16 protein-coding genes are annotated in these 13,265 nt (G+C 59.9%); 6 read left to right on the top strand and 10 right to left on the bottom strand.

All coding sequences use genetic code 11. From position 1 onward, the window contains the following. Window positions 1–53 precede the first annotated feature (53 nt). Window positions 54–575: a DUF3617 domain-containing protein gene (locus ACCC96_RS05735; protein WP_413695192.1), complete on the top strand. Its 522-nt coding sequence runs from the start codon at window positions 54–56 to the stop codon at window positions 573–575. 77 nt (window positions 576–652) lie between these two features. On the opposite strand, the gene ACCC96_RS05730 is transcribed toward ACCC96_RS05735, so the two are convergent. The 7 genes from ACCC96_RS05730 to folE2 are packed head-to-tail and all read right to left on the bottom strand — an operon-like array spanning window position 653 to window position 6,789. Further along, window positions 653–1,546: a His/Gly/Thr/Pro-type tRNA ligase C-terminal domain-containing protein gene (locus ACCC96_RS05730; RefSeq protein ID WP_413695191.1), complete on the bottom strand. Its 894-nt coding sequence runs from the start codon at window positions 1,544–1,546 to the stop codon at window positions 653–655. 31 nt (window positions 1,547–1,577) lie between these two features. Then, complete coding sequence (locus tag ACCC96_RS05725) at window positions 1,578–2,915, bottom strand: dihydroorotase (protein WP_413695190.1); 1,338 nt, start codon at window positions 2,913–2,915, stop codon at window positions 1,578–1,580. A 2-nt stretch (window positions 2,916–2,917) separates the two neighbouring features. Continuing rightward, a complete protein-coding gene (locus ACCC96_RS05720) occupies window positions 2,918–3,478 on the bottom strand; it encodes a DapH/DapD/GlmU-related protein (protein WP_019580363.1) in 561 nt (186 codons plus the stop codon). Further along, on the bottom strand, window positions 3,475–4,350 hold the full coding sequence (locus tag ACCC96_RS05715; RefSeq protein ID WP_413695189.1) for a metal ABC transporter substrate-binding protein: 876 nt from the start codon (window positions 4,348–4,350) through the stop codon (window positions 3,475–3,477). Before ACCC96_RS05715 ends, ACCC96_RS05720 begins: the two co-directional genes overlap by 4 nt. Before the next feature lie 11 nt (window positions 4,351–4,361). Further along, window positions 4,362–5,228, bottom strand: a complete 867-nt coding sequence (locus ACCC96_RS05710; protein ID WP_413695188.1) for a metal ABC transporter permease — start codon at window positions 5,226–5,228, stop codon at window positions 4,362–4,364. Continuing rightward, window positions 5,228–5,896 carry a metal ABC transporter ATP-binding protein gene (locus tag ACCC96_RS05705; protein WP_413695187.1) on the bottom strand — a complete coding sequence of 223 codons (669 nt, stop codon included), beginning with the start codon at window positions 5,894–5,896 and terminating at the stop codon, window positions 5,228–5,230. Before ACCC96_RS05705 ends, ACCC96_RS05710 begins: the two co-directional genes overlap by 1 nt. Continuing rightward, on the bottom strand, window positions 5,893–6,789 hold the full coding sequence (gene folE2, locus ACCC96_RS05700; protein ID WP_019651278.1) for a GTP cyclohydrolase FolE2: 897 nt from the start codon (window positions 6,787–6,789) through the stop codon (window positions 5,893–5,895). Before folE2 ends, ACCC96_RS05705 begins: the two co-directional genes overlap by 4 nt. An 86-nt stretch (window positions 6,790–6,875) precedes the next feature. Here folE2 and ACCC96_RS05695 point away from each other — a divergent pair, with 86 nt between their 5' ends. Beyond that, window positions 6,876–8,084 (top strand): N-acetylmuramoyl-L-alanine amidase, encoded by a 1,209-nt coding sequence (locus tag ACCC96_RS05695; RefSeq protein ID WP_204124243.1) that lies wholly within the window; start codon window positions 6,876–6,878, stop codon window positions 8,082–8,084. Here the strand turns inward: ACCC96_RS05695 and ACCC96_RS05690 are convergent. Then, window positions 8,081–8,458, bottom strand: a complete 378-nt coding sequence (locus ACCC96_RS05690) for a glutamine synthetase (protein WP_413695186.1) — start codon at window positions 8,456–8,458, stop codon at window positions 8,081–8,083. The genes ACCC96_RS05695 and ACCC96_RS05690 overlap by 4 nt on opposite strands. 142 nt (window positions 8,459–8,600) lie before the next feature. Between ACCC96_RS05690 and zigA the strand changes: the two genes are divergently transcribed. Together zigA and ACCC96_RS05680 are read left to right on the top strand one after the other, a co-directional pair. After that, on the top strand, window positions 8,601–9,809 hold the full coding sequence (gene zigA, locus ACCC96_RS05685; protein WP_413695185.1) for a zinc metallochaperone GTPase ZigA: 1,209 nt from the start codon (window positions 8,601–8,603) through the stop codon (window positions 9,807–9,809). Continuing rightward, window positions 9,809–10,459 (top strand): DUF1826 domain-containing protein, encoded by a 651-nt coding sequence (locus ACCC96_RS05680; RefSeq protein WP_413695184.1) that lies wholly within the window; start codon window positions 9,809–9,811, stop codon window positions 10,457–10,459. The genes zigA and ACCC96_RS05680 overlap by 1 nt, the downstream gene beginning before the upstream one ends. 4 nt (window positions 10,460–10,463) lie before the next feature. Here ACCC96_RS05680 and ACCC96_RS05675 read toward each other — a convergent pair whose 3' ends face one another. After that, the gene (locus tag ACCC96_RS05675) at window positions 10,464–10,820 is read right to left on the bottom strand and encodes an NADH:ubiquinone oxidoreductase (protein WP_413695183.1); all 357 of its coding nucleotides are present in this window, start codon (window positions 10,818–10,820) and stop codon (window positions 10,464–10,466) included. 27 nt (window positions 10,821–10,847) lie between these two features. Here ACCC96_RS05675 and ACCC96_RS05670 point away from each other — a divergent pair, with 27 nt between their 5' ends. Next, window positions 10,848–11,813: a CobW family GTP-binding protein gene (locus ACCC96_RS05670; RefSeq protein WP_413695182.1), complete on the top strand. Its 966-nt coding sequence runs from the start codon at window positions 10,848–10,850 to the stop codon at window positions 11,811–11,813. Window positions 11,814–11,848: 35 nt separating this feature from the next. Here ACCC96_RS05670 and ACCC96_RS05665 read toward each other — a convergent pair whose 3' ends face one another. Further along, window positions 11,849–12,262, bottom strand: coding sequence for a DUF3301 domain-containing protein (locus tag ACCC96_RS05665; RefSeq protein ID WP_138866545.1), 414 nt, complete (start codon window positions 12,260–12,262; stop codon window positions 11,849–11,851). A 120-nt stretch (window positions 12,263–12,382) separates the two neighbouring features. Between ACCC96_RS05665 and pdxY the strand changes: the two genes are divergently transcribed. Then, a complete protein-coding gene (gene pdxY / locus ACCC96_RS05660; RefSeq protein WP_413695181.1) occupies window positions 12,383–13,255 on the top strand; it encodes a pyridoxal kinase PdxY in 873 nt (290 codons plus the stop codon). Window positions 13,256–13,265 lie beyond the last annotated feature (10 nt).

The following is a 13,265-nucleotide window of genomic DNA, read 5'->3' as shown; positions in this document are numbered from 1 at the left end:
AACCGAAGCCCGTGGCCGACGTCTAACGGCCACTAATGATCAGGAGTTACTCGATGAACGTTCGTCTGCTGGGTTTGGCCATGGCATTTGGTTTGGCACTTCCTGTGGCCGCTCAGGCACAGATGCTGCAACCGGGCTTGTGGGAGTTGACCTCAAGTAACATGAAGGTCGATGACCAGAACATGCCCGATCTGCAATTGATCCTCGGCCAGCTACAAAACCAGATTACCCCCCAACAACGGGCCATGCTGGAGAAGCAAGGCATCACCATGGGCGGCAAAGGGATTCGGGCGTGCCTGACGCCTGAACAGGTGAAGACCGACAACATTCCGCTGACGGACCCGCAATCGGGCTGCAAGCAGGAAATCACCGAGCGTACCGGTAACCAGTGGAAATTCCGATTCAGCTGTCCGAAAGCCCAGGGCAGCGGAGTGGCCACTTTTATGAGTGATCGTGAGTTCACCACCAAGGTCAACGGCACCTTCAACGCCACCGGCATTCAGCAGAAGGGTAGCCTCGATACCCGCGCTGTGTGGTTGGGCCAGGATTGCGGGACCGTTAAACCGCGGGCTTAAAAGCTTTGCGGGTAGGCTCGTTCCCACCAGGTCATATGTGATCCCTGTGGGAGCGGGCTTGCCGCGAAGGCGCCCGCTCAGACGCCTCCAGTCTTTGGCGGACCCAACAAATCACACACCGCCTCAATCCCTTTCTCCCCGAAATCCTCTCCGCTGCCACTGCGCATGCTGACAAACCCACCGTCCTTTTCCTTCTCTCCGACCACCAACAGATACGGCACTTTCTGGCAGTGCTGGCGAATCTTGCGGCTGATATTCTCGTGACGCAGATCCGAGTTGGCGCGCAGTCCGCGACGGCGCAGCGCTTCGGTCACCGAGTGCGCATAGTCGCTCTGACGCTCATCGATATTCACAACCACGATCTGGGGCGGCACTCGCCAGCTCTCCAGTTCTTGTTGGCTGGACCAGCACGTGCCATAGATTCGTTGCTGTAACGTACCGGTGATGTGGTCCAGTGCGAAGGCCTGCAATACCTTGGTGGTGGGAGCGTGCGGGCCTGCCGCGAAACCCTCGAAGTCCCCCAGGCGATACAGCGATAGCCGTTCGGTTGGCGTTTGCTCCCGCCGGCGGATCGAATGGTTGGTCGCTGCCAGTGCACGCATGCGCGCTTCGATCACTGGCAGCGCGGCCAGGGTTAGGGATCGCTGGAAAGCAAACTCATAAAAGAAACCGTCACCCAGCACCGATCCGGCCCGCAACTGCGCATTGGGATGCAGCTGTTTGACGGCCATGGCCAGCATCAGCGCACAGGAACGCCGAAGGACCTCCAGACCGTCGGGTTCCTGGGACGTAACGATACTGACCCGTGCATCGCACTCGATCAGGAATCCACAGTCCACCAGCACGCCGTCCACCCGACCCGCGACCGCCGCATTAGCCAGGCCGAGGCTGATACTCGCGGCAACCTCATACACAGACAGCGGCTGATCGTATTCACGCAAGGAGCCATCGGGCAGGGTGATGTGGATCATATCGGTGTTCTCGAGGGCTTCTAGACGTGCGCTAGCGCATGAACCGCAGGGGTAAACCCTGGCAGCTGTCATGTAGACGATTGGCGTGCCAGGCAATTTGCCCCGACACGACGGTGGTGCTGACGCTGTGGCGAAAGCGATGCCGGGCGAAGGGGGTCCAGCCGCATTTCGAGAGGACCGGTTGCCTGGAAACGGCAATGCCATCAGGCTCGTGTTTGATCAACACCAGGTCGGCCCAATACCCTTCGCGCAGGTAGCCGCGGTCGGGGATGGCAAATAGATCGGCGACCCGGTGACTGGTTTTGGCCACAAGGGTGGTGATCGGCAGGATCTCATCAGCCACCAGTTCCAGCAGCGCGGGCAGGGCGTGTTGCACCAATGGCAAACCGGACGGCGCCTGGTTATAGGGCCGCTGTTTTTCGGCCCAGGTGTGAGGCGCGTGATCGCTGCCGATCACGTCCAGTCGATTGCTCGACAGTGCTTTGCGCAAGGCATCGCGGTCGGCCTGGGTCTTGATCGCCGGGTTGCATTTGATCAGGTTGCCGAGGTTCGGGTAGTCGCGGTCGTCGAACAGCAAGTGATGCAGGCAGACCTCGGCAGTGATGCGTTTCTGTGCCAGCGGCTTGTCTTCGAACAGTGCCAGTTCGCGGGCGGTAGTCAGGTGCAAAACGTGCAGACGGGTGCCATATCGCTTGGCCAGATCGACGGCCATTGAGGAGGATCGAAAGCACGCTTCGGCATTGCGGATCAGCGGGTGAGCAGCGGGTGGAAGGTGCTCACCGAACAGTTCTCGCAGGTTCGCCGCGTTGGCTTCAATGCTGGGCGTGTGTTCGCAGTGGGCCAACAAAAGGGTTGGCACCTCGGCGAAGAGTCGCTCAAGAATTCGTGGATCGTCCACCAGCATGTTGCCCGTGGAGGCGCCCATGAACACTTTGACCCCGGCCACTTCACAAGGATTGAGGGCGGCGACGGTGTCGAGATTGTCGTTGCTCACACCGAAATGAAAGCCGTAGTTGGCCACTGAATGGGTTGCTGCTCGACGCTTCTTGTCAGCCAATGCGGCGAGGCTCAGGGTGGCAGGAGAGGTATTGGGCATGTCCATGAAACTGGTGATGCCGCCCGCCACCGCCGCCCGGGATTCGGTATGGAAGCTGCCCTTGTCCGGTGCTCCGGGATCACGGAAATGCACTTGGTCGTCGATCATGCCTGGCAGTAGCCATTGGCCGTCGGCATCGATTTCCACGGCGGCTTTTTCGCCTTCGATGCTGCTGGCGATCTTGACGATGCGACCGTGGCTTACCAGCAGATCACCGTCGAATTCCCGACCTTCGTTCACCAGCCGGGCGTTGCGAATCAGTACGCTGCTCATGGTCAGAACTCGTTCTGCAGGGCTTTGTAGCCGCGGACTAAATCAACGTTGGTGCGCGCCACGTCTTCGGAAAACTCCGAGGCGCTGACGCTGACGGGTGGGAACTGCGACAGGTCGGTGTTGGGGCCGATGCGTGTGGTGGAGGGCACGTAGAAGGCGTCAGGCAAGTCACGACCATCGACTACCGAGTTGTGCCGCACCACGCAACCGTCGCCCACCGCGCAGTTGAACAGCACGCTGTTGAAACCGATGAACACGCGATTACCGACGCTGCAGGGGCCATGGACGATGGAGCGGTGGGCGATGGAGCTGAACTCGCCGATGGTCACCGCCGCGCCGGACTTGGAGTGGATCACCACGCCGTCCTGGATGTTCGAATTGGCACCGATGGTGATTGCTTCCATCTCGCCCGAGTCGTCCACTTCATCGGCGCGAATCACCGCGTAGGGGCCGACGAAGACGTTCTCGCCGATCACCACTTTGCCGCAGATGATTGCGGTTTTATCCACGTACGCCGACTCTGCAATCAACGGCAGATCACCTGAAGGATTCTTGCGGATCATGGCTTGCTCAATGCCTCGTACAAGGTGTTGAGGTTGTATTCGAACAGCCCGGTGAAGGTGCTGGCCGGGCCAGTTGCAGCGAGGGCATCGGAGTACAACGTGCCACCGATATGCGCGCCGCTTTCATCAGCGATTTGCTTGAGCAGGCGCGTGTCCTTGATGTTTTCCATGAACACCGCTTTGACCTTGGCCTGACGGATCTGTGTGATCAGCGCAGCGACTTCGGCGGCCGAAGGTTCGCGTTCTGTGGACAGACCTTGCGGCGCCATGAAGTTGATGCCGTAAGCCTGACCGAGATAGCCGAAGGCATCATGGGAGGTGACGATTTTGCGATTACCCGGCGGCAGCGAACCGAGCTTGGCTTTAGCCTCGGCGAGCAAGGCGTAGATCTTTTTCAGATAGGCCTGGCTGTTGTGTTCATAGTCGGCTTTGTTTGCAGGGTCGGCGGCGATCAGCGCTTTGGTGATGTTGCTGATGTACAACTCGGTGTTCGCCAGGTTGTGCCAGGCGTGCGGGTCGGGAATGGTTTCGCCGTCTTCATCCAGCGAGCGCGGAATGACACCGTGGCTGGCGCTGATGACCGGGGCTTTGGTTCCGGTGCTGGTCACCAGGCGGTCCAGCCATGGCTCGAAACCCAGCCCGTTCTTGATGATCAGTCTGGTGTTGAGCAATGCCTTTGCATCGTCCGGCGTCGGTTCGTAGGTGTGGGCATCGGCGTCCGGACCGACCATGTTGGTGATCTGAATATGGTCGCCGCCGACCTGATGGGTCATGTCGGCGAGGATGCTGAAGCTGGTGACTACCTGGAGTTTTTCCGCGGCAGACAGCGACATCGACAGCATCAGACTGAACAGCACGAGTAAAGCGCGCATCGGGTTACACCTCATTGGGATGTGAGCAAAGGCGGGCGGCGCAGCAAACCGTGTACCGGACCGAACACCACGGACAGCAGATACCAACCGCCAGCCACCAGCACGATTGCCGGGCCGCTGGGCAGCGAGTAGTAGAACGACAGCAACAATCCGAGCCAGACCGAGAGGCTGGCGAGCAACGCGGCGATGATGATCAGCACCGGCAAACGACGACTCCAGAAGCGAGAAGCGGCGGCCGGCAGCATCATCAAACCGACCACCATCAGCGCGCCGATAGCCTGGAAACCGATCACCAGGTTCAGCACCACCAACGTCAGAAATACCCCGTGAGCCAGCGGCCCGAGACGGCTGACGGTTTGCAGAAAGAGCGGGTCGAGGGTGTCCAGCAACAGTGGTTTGTAGATCAGGGCCATGGCGATCAGGCTGAAGCCCGAGACCCACAGCATGCCGGTCAAGGTCGGGCCATCGACCGCCAGCGCCGAACCGAATAACAGGTGCAACAGGTCCAGCCGCTTGCCGGCGATGCCGAGGATCAGCACGCCGCTGGCCAGCGATATCGGGTAAATCGCGGCCAGGCTCGCGTCCTCCCGCAAGCCGGTGCGACGGGTAATCCAGGCGGCCAGTCCGGCCATGCTCAGGCCGGCACCGAGGCCGCCAATAGTCAGCGCGGGCAGGCTCAACCCTGCGTACCAGAAGCCCAATGCGGCGCCGGGCAAGATGCCGTGAGCCACTGCATCGCCGATCAGACTCATTCGCCGCAGAATCAGAAACACCCCAAGCGGCGCCGTGCTGCAGGCCAGAACAAGGCCACCCAGCAGTGCCCGACGCATGAATACGAATTCGTGAAACGGTTGCCAAAGGTGAGCAGCGGCGATCATCAAGCCACCTGCGTCTGAGGTTGTTGGCGAATCAGCTCGGTACTGGGACCGAGGACGCAGCCGCTGCTTTTGATCAGTAGCGCTTGTGGAATCTGTTGGCGCACGGCGGCCAAGTCATGACACACCACGACCAGGGTTCGGCCTTCGGCATGCCAGGCGTGGATGTGTTTCCAGAGCAGCGCCTGGCCGAGTTCGTCGAGTGCGGCGTGGGGTTCGTCGAGCAGCAGCAAGGGCGCTTCGGCGAGGCTCAATCGGGCGAGTAGGGCACGCTGTAATTCACCTCCGGAGAGGGCCATCAACGGGCGGTGCTCCAGACCGGTCAGGCACCAGTCTTCCAGTGCAGACTTGAGGCGCTGGCTGCGTATCTCTGGCGCTTGTTTGTTGCCCCAGAAACCGGCAGCCACTAACTCTTGCAGACTGATGGGGAATTGTCGGTCCAGGTGTTGTTGCTGAGGCAGGAACGAAAGGCCGCCCTTGCGTGGAACATCAATGACGATGTTGCCGGCCAGTGGCTTTTGCAGGCCGGCGATGACTTTCAGCAGGCTGCTTTTGCCCGACCCGTTGGCGCCGATGACGGCGGTCAGACTCCCCTTGGGTAATTCGAAATCAACCGCTGGAGTGAGCGGCTGACCGGGTGCGCCCCAGCGCAAGGCTTGGCATCGGATCATGCGGCCTCCCAGTTCCAGCGGCTTTCGGCGACAGCATCGTGGGCGTGAAGACTTTCGGCGTGGACGACTCGCACGTGAAAGGCGTTGATGCCCGGGGAGCGTTTCAGTGCCAGGTTCAAGCGTCGCGCGGCGTCTTCGCAGAACATCAGGTTCTGACCATTGGCGAGGGCGAAAGCTTGTTCGTCGGCGCGTTTCACGGCGGTTTGCACAGCGGTGCCGAGGGCCGCTTCCGCGTCGTTGATCGCGGCGATCAGCGGCAGGTCATCCAGATAATCATCCAGACGCAGCCGCAATTGCGCATTGCTGCGTTGGCTATGCGGCGTCGCGACGATGCCTTTCGTGGAGCCGAGCCAAGCCAGAACGTCAGCGTGTTGCAATGGCCGATTGGCGAAGTCGTCAACGAATTGCTGCTGAATCAACTGCCTCGAAAGGGCTGCTGAGCAAGGACAGGTTGAGGAATAAGGCACGTCGATTTTTAGTTCCACGTGGAACATCGCGTTTTTCAGACTCGCTTCGACGCTCACCGGATAAGTTTTCCAACCGGCCAACGGACTGACGAGCGCGGGTCTTTTGAGCAGTAGATCGGTATGAATTTTTAGGTAAGCGTTGCTGGAAAGTCCTTCATGAGTCTCGAGAAAACTCCGCAAGACTCGCCGCAACAACGCGGGTGAAAGGTTTTCCTGCTCAAGCATTTCCAGCGCCAGATACAGCCGCGACATGTGGATACCACGCGCCTCTCCATCGTCGAGGCTAACGCCAGCGTCGGCCTTTGCGCTCAATCGCTGGCCATCGAATAAAACAGGAAGAGCAATGCCGCACATGCCCACCCAATCGAGTGGCAGGGCTTGGCGTGAGGCCTGCGCGGCGATATCCGGCAGAGTCAGCGCATTCATGAGCAGGTCCATCGTGGGAGTTGATTTGGCATGTTATATTATAACAATCAAATCGACGATGCCTTTTTCGTGAACGAGCTTTCATCATGCACAGACGTCACTTGCTCAACCTGATTCTGGCCAGCGCGGCCTTCGCGTTACCTTTTGGTGTGTCGGCCACGCAAATTCGCAATGCACGACTGTGGCGTTCGGACGACAAGCTGCGACTGGTGTTCGATCTGAGCGGGCCGGTGCAGTACAAAACTTTTTCCCTGAGTGCTCCGGAGCGGCTGATCATCGATCTGAGTGGCGCAAACTTCAGTGGCGACTTCAGTCAGCTGGCACTCGACAACTCGGTGATTCGTGCGATCCGTTCCGGGCATTTCGGTCAGGGCGATACACGGATCGTCCTCGACCTCAGCGGTCCGGTGCAGCTCAACAGCTTCCTGTTGCCGCCACAGGATGGGCAGGGGCATCGATTGGTGCTCGATCTGAAGGCCATTGCTCCGCTACAGATCGCGGCGGCGCCGTCGGACAAACGTGAGCCCATCATCGACAAGGCTCATCCCAAGCGCGACATCATTGTGGTGGTCGACCCTGGTCACGGCGGCAAAGACCCGGGCGCGGTCGGCGCCAAAGGTGAGCGGGAGAAAGACGTGGTGCTATCGATCGCCCAGCTGTTGGCCAAGAGGCTGAAGCGTGAAAAGGGCTTCGACGTGAAACTGGTGCGTAACGATGACTTCTTCGTCCCGCTGCGCAAACGCGTGGAGATCGCCCGCAAGCACAAGGCCGACATGTTCATCTCGGTCCATGCGGACGCAGCGCCGCGTCTCACTGCTTCAGGTGCGTCGGTGTACTGCCTGTCCGAAGGCGGCGCGACCTCGGCCACGGCGCGCTTCATGGCGCAACGTGAGAACGGCGCGGACCTGTTGGGCGCCACCAGCCTGCTCAATCTCAAGGACAAGGATCCGATGCTCGCCGGGGTGATTCTCGACATGTCGATGAACGCCACCATCGCCGCCAGTTTGCAGTTGGGCAACACGGTGCTCGGCAGTCTGGCGGGCATTACCACGCTGCATCAGAAGCGTGTGGAACAGGCGGGTTTCGCCGTGTTGAAGTCGCCGGATGTGCCATCGATTCTGGTGGAAACCGGCTTTATCTCGAACGCCCGCGACAGCCAGCGACTGGTGACGGCGCGGCATCAGCAGGCGGTGGCGGATGGTTTATTCGAAGGCTTGCAGCGTTATTTCCAGAAGAATCCGCCGATGAACAGCTACATCGCGTGGCAGCAGGAGCAGAAAAAGGCACAGGCCTAGCAACCCGTCATCCGGCTACAGGTGAACTTCGCGCTGCTGCCCCCGGAACTGGAGAACCGATTGATGGTTGTCCAGCCAACCCGACGGTTGTAGCCAACCCAGGCTTCGCCATCGGACGCGATGCCGGTAAAGAACGTCAGTTGCCCGTAGCGGCTATTGGTCTGCGCCCAATGGCGTTTACCGGCCACTTCAAAGCCACGCAAGTAGATCGTGCTACCGACGGTGTTAACGCTGTAGGCATTGCCGTCGGCATCCACGCAGGCCAGCAGATTGGCGCTGCGGGTGCATTTGGCCAGGCTGGGGATCTGTCCCCAGGCGTTGACCGCGATCAGCAGCGAAAGGCTCAACAGCGAGAATCTCAGGGCGTTTCCCATGGCATTTCTCAAGGGGCGGACGGGTTAAAGCATTGTGCCCTTTATCGTGACGAGCAAGGGGGGAGTGGCTTGATTGTGTTGTTATACTATAACATAAATTAAGCCCGACATTGCGACCGGGCATCCCTGTGAGGAATACCTGATGCCCAATCGTCTCCCTGTGACCGTCCTGTCGGGCTTTCTCGGCGCCGGAAAAAGTACACTGCTTAATTACGTACTACGTAATCGCGATAATCTGCGGGTCGCGGTGATCGTCAACGACATGAGCGAGATCAATATTGATGGCAGTGAAGTTCAACGCGATGTCAGCCTGAACCGTGCCGAAGAAAAACTCGTGGAAATGAGCAACGGCTGCATTTGCTGTACGTTGCGCGAAGACCTGCTCGAAGAAGTCAGCAAACTCGCCAAGGACGGTCGTTTCGATTACCTGTTGATCGAGTCCACCGGCATTTCCGAGCCGCTGCCCGTGGCGGAAACCTTCACGTTTCGCGATGAAGAAGGGCAGAGCCTGGCCGACATTGCGCGGCTCGACACCATGGTCACCGTGGTCGACGGCATGAACTTCCTGCTCGACTACCAGGCCGCCGAAAGCCTCGCTTCCCGTGGTGAAACCCTGGGCGAGGAGGATGAACGCTCGATCACTGACCTGTTGATCGAGCAGATCGAATTTGCCGACGTGATCCTGATCAGCAAGATCGATTTGATCAGCAGTCGCGAGCGCCAGGAGTTGATCGCGATCCTCGAACGGCTCAATTCCCAGGCCGAAATCATTCCGATGGTCATGGGTGAAGTACCGCTCAAGAAAATTCTCAATACCGGGCGTTTCGACTTCGAGAAGGCCGCTCAGGCGCCGGGATGGTTACAGGAACTGCGCGGTGAACACGTACCGGAAACCGAGGAGTACGGCATTGCCTCCACGGCTTATCGGGCGCGGCGTCCGTTTCATCCACAACGCTTCTTTAGCTTCATCGACCGCCCGTGGGTGAATGGCAAACTGCTGCGTTCCAAGGGCTTTTTCTGGCTGGCCAGTAAACATATGGACGCCGGCAGTTGGTCCCAGGCCGGCGGCTTGATGCGCCATGGATTTGCCGGGCGCTGGTGGCGTTTCGTGCCGAAAAACCAGTGGCCGCAAGACGAAGAAAGCACCGCGGGGATCATGGAAAACTGGACGGCCGCCACCGGCGATTGTCGGCAGGAACTGGTGTTTATCGGCCAGAACATCGACTTTGCGCAACTCACCGCCGAACTCGATAACTGCCTGCTGACGGATGTTGAAATGGCCTTGGGTGTCGAGGGTTGGCGGTTGTTGTCTGATCCGTTCGGTCCCTGGCACGAAGAGGCGGCGGCCTGATGTCGGCGCCCAGTCTGAAGTTGCGACCGGTCATTGCTCAGGTTCAAGGTGATACGCCAAAAGTGCTGACCGGGATTCTGGACGACGGTGTGAACCTTGCCCTTTGGCAGCGCCAACTGCCGGCGCACATTGCCGATTTCGGTCGCTTGCTGTTGTCCCTGAACGAGCCGCTGGCTGAGTCGCTGTCCCTGGAAATGGCCAATGATGACGCTGAACCCAACCTCCACGGTTTAGCCTCAGGCTTCAGCGACCTTGAAGGTTACGAAGGCTTTATCGCCGACGTTTCCTGGCTGGTCAGCGCGTTCGCCTGCCTGTTGGGCGCCCAACGCATCGGCCTGCGCCTGCGGGTTCTGGACAAAGCCATGTGCCCGCGTTTCCACGTCGATCATGTTCCAGTGCGGTTGATCACCACCTACGCAGGGGCCGGCAGCCAATGGCTGAAAGAAGGGGCGATGGATCGCCGCCAATTAGGCAAACCTGACGCCGAACCGCAGGATGATTCGCTGATCCAGCAAATCACCAGTGGCGAAGTGGCGATGCTCAAAGGAGAGAAGTGGCACGGCAACGAAGGTTTCGGTCTGATTCACCGTTCGCCGCAGCCGGCACCGGGGGAGCGTCGTTTGATCCTGACCCTCGATTGGCTGAGCTAGCGGCTCAAGGTTTGAGCCAGGTTCCCTGGCTCTGGGCTTCGCAAAACGGCTGCAAATACGCCGCATCGGTGGCCACGCCGTAATAGTGAATATCCTGCCGGTAAGGCATATTGGCGACTTGAGCGTTGCTGCACACCCCGAACGCGCCGGTGGGGCATTGGTCGACGTACTGCACCTCGACTTTCTGCCCGGCCAGATTCGGCTGGCAGAAGCCGTCGGCGAACAGTTTTTCCGGGATGTTGCGGTTCTGCTGGCAGACCTTCACGTCGAGCCGCGCAGCCGTACTATGTACCACGCAGGCCTGGGCCAGCGCTTCACCCGACATAAGCGCCAGAAGCAACGACCATCCCATCAACCGCATCCTTTACCTCCTCAGAAAACCTCGACCATGTTGCAGAACATTCCCACCCACGTCATCGCCGGCCCGCTGGGTGCCGGCAAGACCAGCCTGATCAAGCACCTGCTGGCGCAACGGCCGGCCGGTGAGCGCTGGGCGGTGCTGATCAACGAATTCGGCCAGATCGGCCTGGATGCTGCGCTGCTGACCCAGGACGTCGATGGTATCGCACTGGGGGAAGTGGCCGGGGGGTGTTTGTGTTGCGTCAATGGTGCGCCGTTTCAGGTCGGCCTCGGACGGTTGCTGCGCAAGGCACGACCGGATCGACTGTTCATCGAGCCCTCCGGACTGGGGCATCCGGCTCAGTTGCTCAGGCAATTGAGCGAGGCGCCGTGGCAAGGCGTCCTGGCGGTGCAGCCTTGCGTGCTGGTACTGGACGCCCGGGCACTCGCGGCCGGAAAACCGCTGCCAGCGGCGCAACAGCAAGCCTTGGACAGTGCCGGGTTGCTGTTGCTGAACAAGGCGGAAAGCCTCGACGACAGTGATCGCCAGCGAGTTGTCGCACAGTTGCCGTCGCGTCCTTTGTACTGGACGCAGCAAGCTGTCTTGCCGTTGAGCGAGTTACCGGGCCTCAAGGCTCAGGCTGTCGTGGGTGTGGATAACTTTATCGTGCCCAAGGGGCTGGCACAGATGCCGGCCATCTGGACTGACCCTGCGCAGCCGATTTGCTTGAGTCAGGCGCAAGAGGGTGGCTGGAGCGTCGGCTGGCGCTGGCATCCGAGTCAGACGTTCGATGCCGTGCTTGTCGGAAAGTGGCTTGAGAGCCTTGAATGGTTGCGGGCGAAGCTGGTTATCCACAGCGTCGAGGGTTGGGTGTCGGCCAACGCACTGGATAACTCGTTACTGGATTGGCAACCCAGCGAATGGAGACGGGATTCGCGCATCGAGCTGATTTTCAGTGAGGTGCAGGATGTTGAGTCGCTGCAAAGAGATCTGGCCGATTGCCGGTCGGTTTGAAGATCAAAAAATCGCAGGCTGCGATCTTTTGATCTTCAGGGACGCCACTTGGTGTGTTCTTGCCGCCACTGGCTCAATTCAATCACCTCGGCGCTGGGTTTTGCGACTTCGACCACCGGTGGCGTGTCATCGAACGGCATTGGGTAGGGTGCGAGCTCGATCTGTGCGCTATGGGCGCCGAACTGAGTGATGGTGCCGTTGTGGCGGGTTTCGCCGGTCACGGTGAACTCGAAGTTATACACACGGGCCAGGCGCCGACGGCCGTTGGCGTCTTTAATGAAAGCGATCTTTTTCAAGGCTACGTTGCCGTCCAGCAGCTCGATCCGCAGCTTGGCGCAATGCTGCTGAACCCGCTCCAGCGCACGTTCGCGCAAGCCGTGGTTGTGCCACAGCCACGCGCCACCGGTGGCGAGCAGCATCAGCACAAAGATATTTCCTAAGGTCAGCATCAACAGAGTGCTCCAACAAGATAGTGCCAGCTTAACTGCGTCTCTGGTCTGTCGTACAGGCTGCGTTTAGTCGCATACTGCGCGGCTCGAATTTCAATCGGTTTATGGAAAACTCACCGCATGAAACGTACGCCCCATCTGCTCGCCATCCAGTCCCATGTGGTGTTCGGCCACGCTGGCAACAGCGCCGCGGTTTTCCCGATGCAGCGGGTCGGGGTGAACGTCTGGCCACTCAATACCGTGCAGTTCTCCAACCACACGCAATATGGCCAGTGGGCCGGGGAAGTGCTGGCCCCGCATCAGATTCCGGAATTGGTGGAAGGCATCGCGGCGATTGGCGAACTGGGCAACTGCGATGCCGTGTTGTCCGGCTACCTCGGCAGCGCGGCCCAGGGGCGGGCGATTCTGGCGGGAGTGGAGCGAATCAAATCGATCAATCCCAAAGCCTTGTACCTCTGCGATCCGGTGATGGGCCATCCGGAGAAGGGCTGCAGCGTTCCAGCCGAAGTCAGCGATTTCCTGCTGGAAGAGGCGGCGGCGTTAGCCGACTTCATGTGCCCGAATCAGCTGGAGCTGAACAGCTTCTCGGGGCGCAAGGCGCAGTCACTGTTCGATTGCCTGGCCATGGCGCGGGCGCTGCTGGCGCGCGGTCCGAAGGCGGTGTTGGTCAAGCATCTCGACTATCCCGGCAAACTGGCGGATGGCTTCGAGATGTTACTGGTGACCGCTGAAGGCAGCTGGCACTTGCGTCGGCCGTTGCTGGCGTTCCCGCGTCAGCCGGTGGGCGTTGGTGATCTGACTTCCGGGCTGTTCCTGGCGCGTGTGCTGCTGGGTGACAGTCTGCTGAGCGCCTTCGAATTCACCGCGGCGGCGGTGCATGAAGTGCTGCTGGAAACCCAGGCGTGTGCCAGCTATGAGCTGGAACTGGTGCGGGCGCAGGACCGGATCGCCCATCCCCGGGTGCGGTTCGAGGCGGTAGCGATCAGTTTGTAATGGTGTGGCG

The organism is Pseudomonas sp. Pseusp11 (assembly GCF_047304405.1).
Classification (GTDB): Bacteria; Pseudomonadota; Gammaproteobacteria; order Pseudomonadales; family Pseudomonadaceae; genus Aquipseudomonas.
The sequence above is the reverse complement of the archived record's forward strand: the minus strand, read 5'-3'. Positions and strand labels throughout refer to the sequence as shown.

Excerpts from the sequence above, each read along its gene's own strand:
- ACCC96_RS05675 (WP_413695183.1), bottom strand. The coding sequence starts at position 10,820 with ATGCGGTTGATGGGATGGTCGTTGCTTCTGGCGCTTATGTCGGGTGAA.
- ACCC96_RS05670 (WP_413695182.1), top strand. The coding sequence starts at position 10,848 with ATGTTGCAGAACATTCCCACCCACGTCATCGCCGGCCCGCTGGGTGCC.
- ACCC96_RS05710 (WP_413695188.1), bottom strand. The coding sequence starts at position 5,228 with ATGATCGCCGCTGCTCACCTTTGGCAACCGTTTCACGAATTCGTATTC.
- folE2 (WP_019651278.1), bottom strand. The coding sequence starts at position 6,789 with ATGAATGCGCTGACTCTGCCGGATATCGCCGCGCAGGCCTCACGCCAA.
- ACCC96_RS05705 (WP_413695187.1), bottom strand. The coding sequence starts at position 5,896 with ATGATCCGATGCCAAGCCTTGCGCTGGGGCGCACCCGGTCAGCCGCTC.
- ACCC96_RS05715 (WP_413695189.1), bottom strand. The coding sequence starts at position 4,350 with ATGCGCGCTTTACTCGTGCTGTTCAGTCTGATGCTGTCGATGTCGCTG.
- ACCC96_RS05735 (WP_413695192.1), top strand. The coding sequence starts at position 54 with ATGAACGTTCGTCTGCTGGGTTTGGCCATGGCATTTGGTTTGGCACTT.
- pdxY (WP_413695181.1), top strand. The coding sequence starts at position 12,383 with ATGAAACGTACGCCCCATCTGCTCGCCATCCAGTCCCATGTGGTGTTC.
- ACCC96_RS05690 (WP_413695186.1), bottom strand. The coding sequence starts at position 8,458 with ATGGGAAACGCCCTGAGATTCTCGCTGTTGAGCCTTTCGCTGCTGATC.
- ACCC96_RS05665 (WP_138866545.1), bottom strand. The coding sequence starts at position 12,262 with ATGCTGACCTTAGGAAATATCTTTGTGCTGATGCTGCTCGCCACCGGT.
- ACCC96_RS05730 (WP_413695191.1), bottom strand. The coding sequence starts at position 1,546 with ATGATCCACATCACCCTGCCCGATGGCTCCTTGCGTGAATACGATCAG.
- ACCC96_RS05725 (WP_413695190.1), bottom strand. The coding sequence starts at position 2,915 with ATGAGCAGCGTACTGATTCGCAACGCCCGGCTGGTGAACGAAGGTCGG.
- zigA (WP_413695185.1), top strand. The coding sequence starts at position 8,601 with ATGCCCAATCGTCTCCCTGTGACCGTCCTGTCGGGCTTTCTCGGCGCC.
- ACCC96_RS05720 (WP_019580363.1), bottom strand. The coding sequence starts at position 3,478 with ATGATCCGCAAGAATCCTTCAGGTGATCTGCCGTTGATTGCAGAGTCG.
- ACCC96_RS05680 (WP_413695184.1), top strand. The coding sequence starts at position 9,809 with ATGTCGGCGCCCAGTCTGAAGTTGCGACCGGTCATTGCTCAGGTTCAA.
- ACCC96_RS05695 (WP_204124243.1), top strand. The coding sequence starts at position 6,876 with ATGCACAGACGTCACTTGCTCAACCTGATTCTGGCCAGCGCGGCCTTC.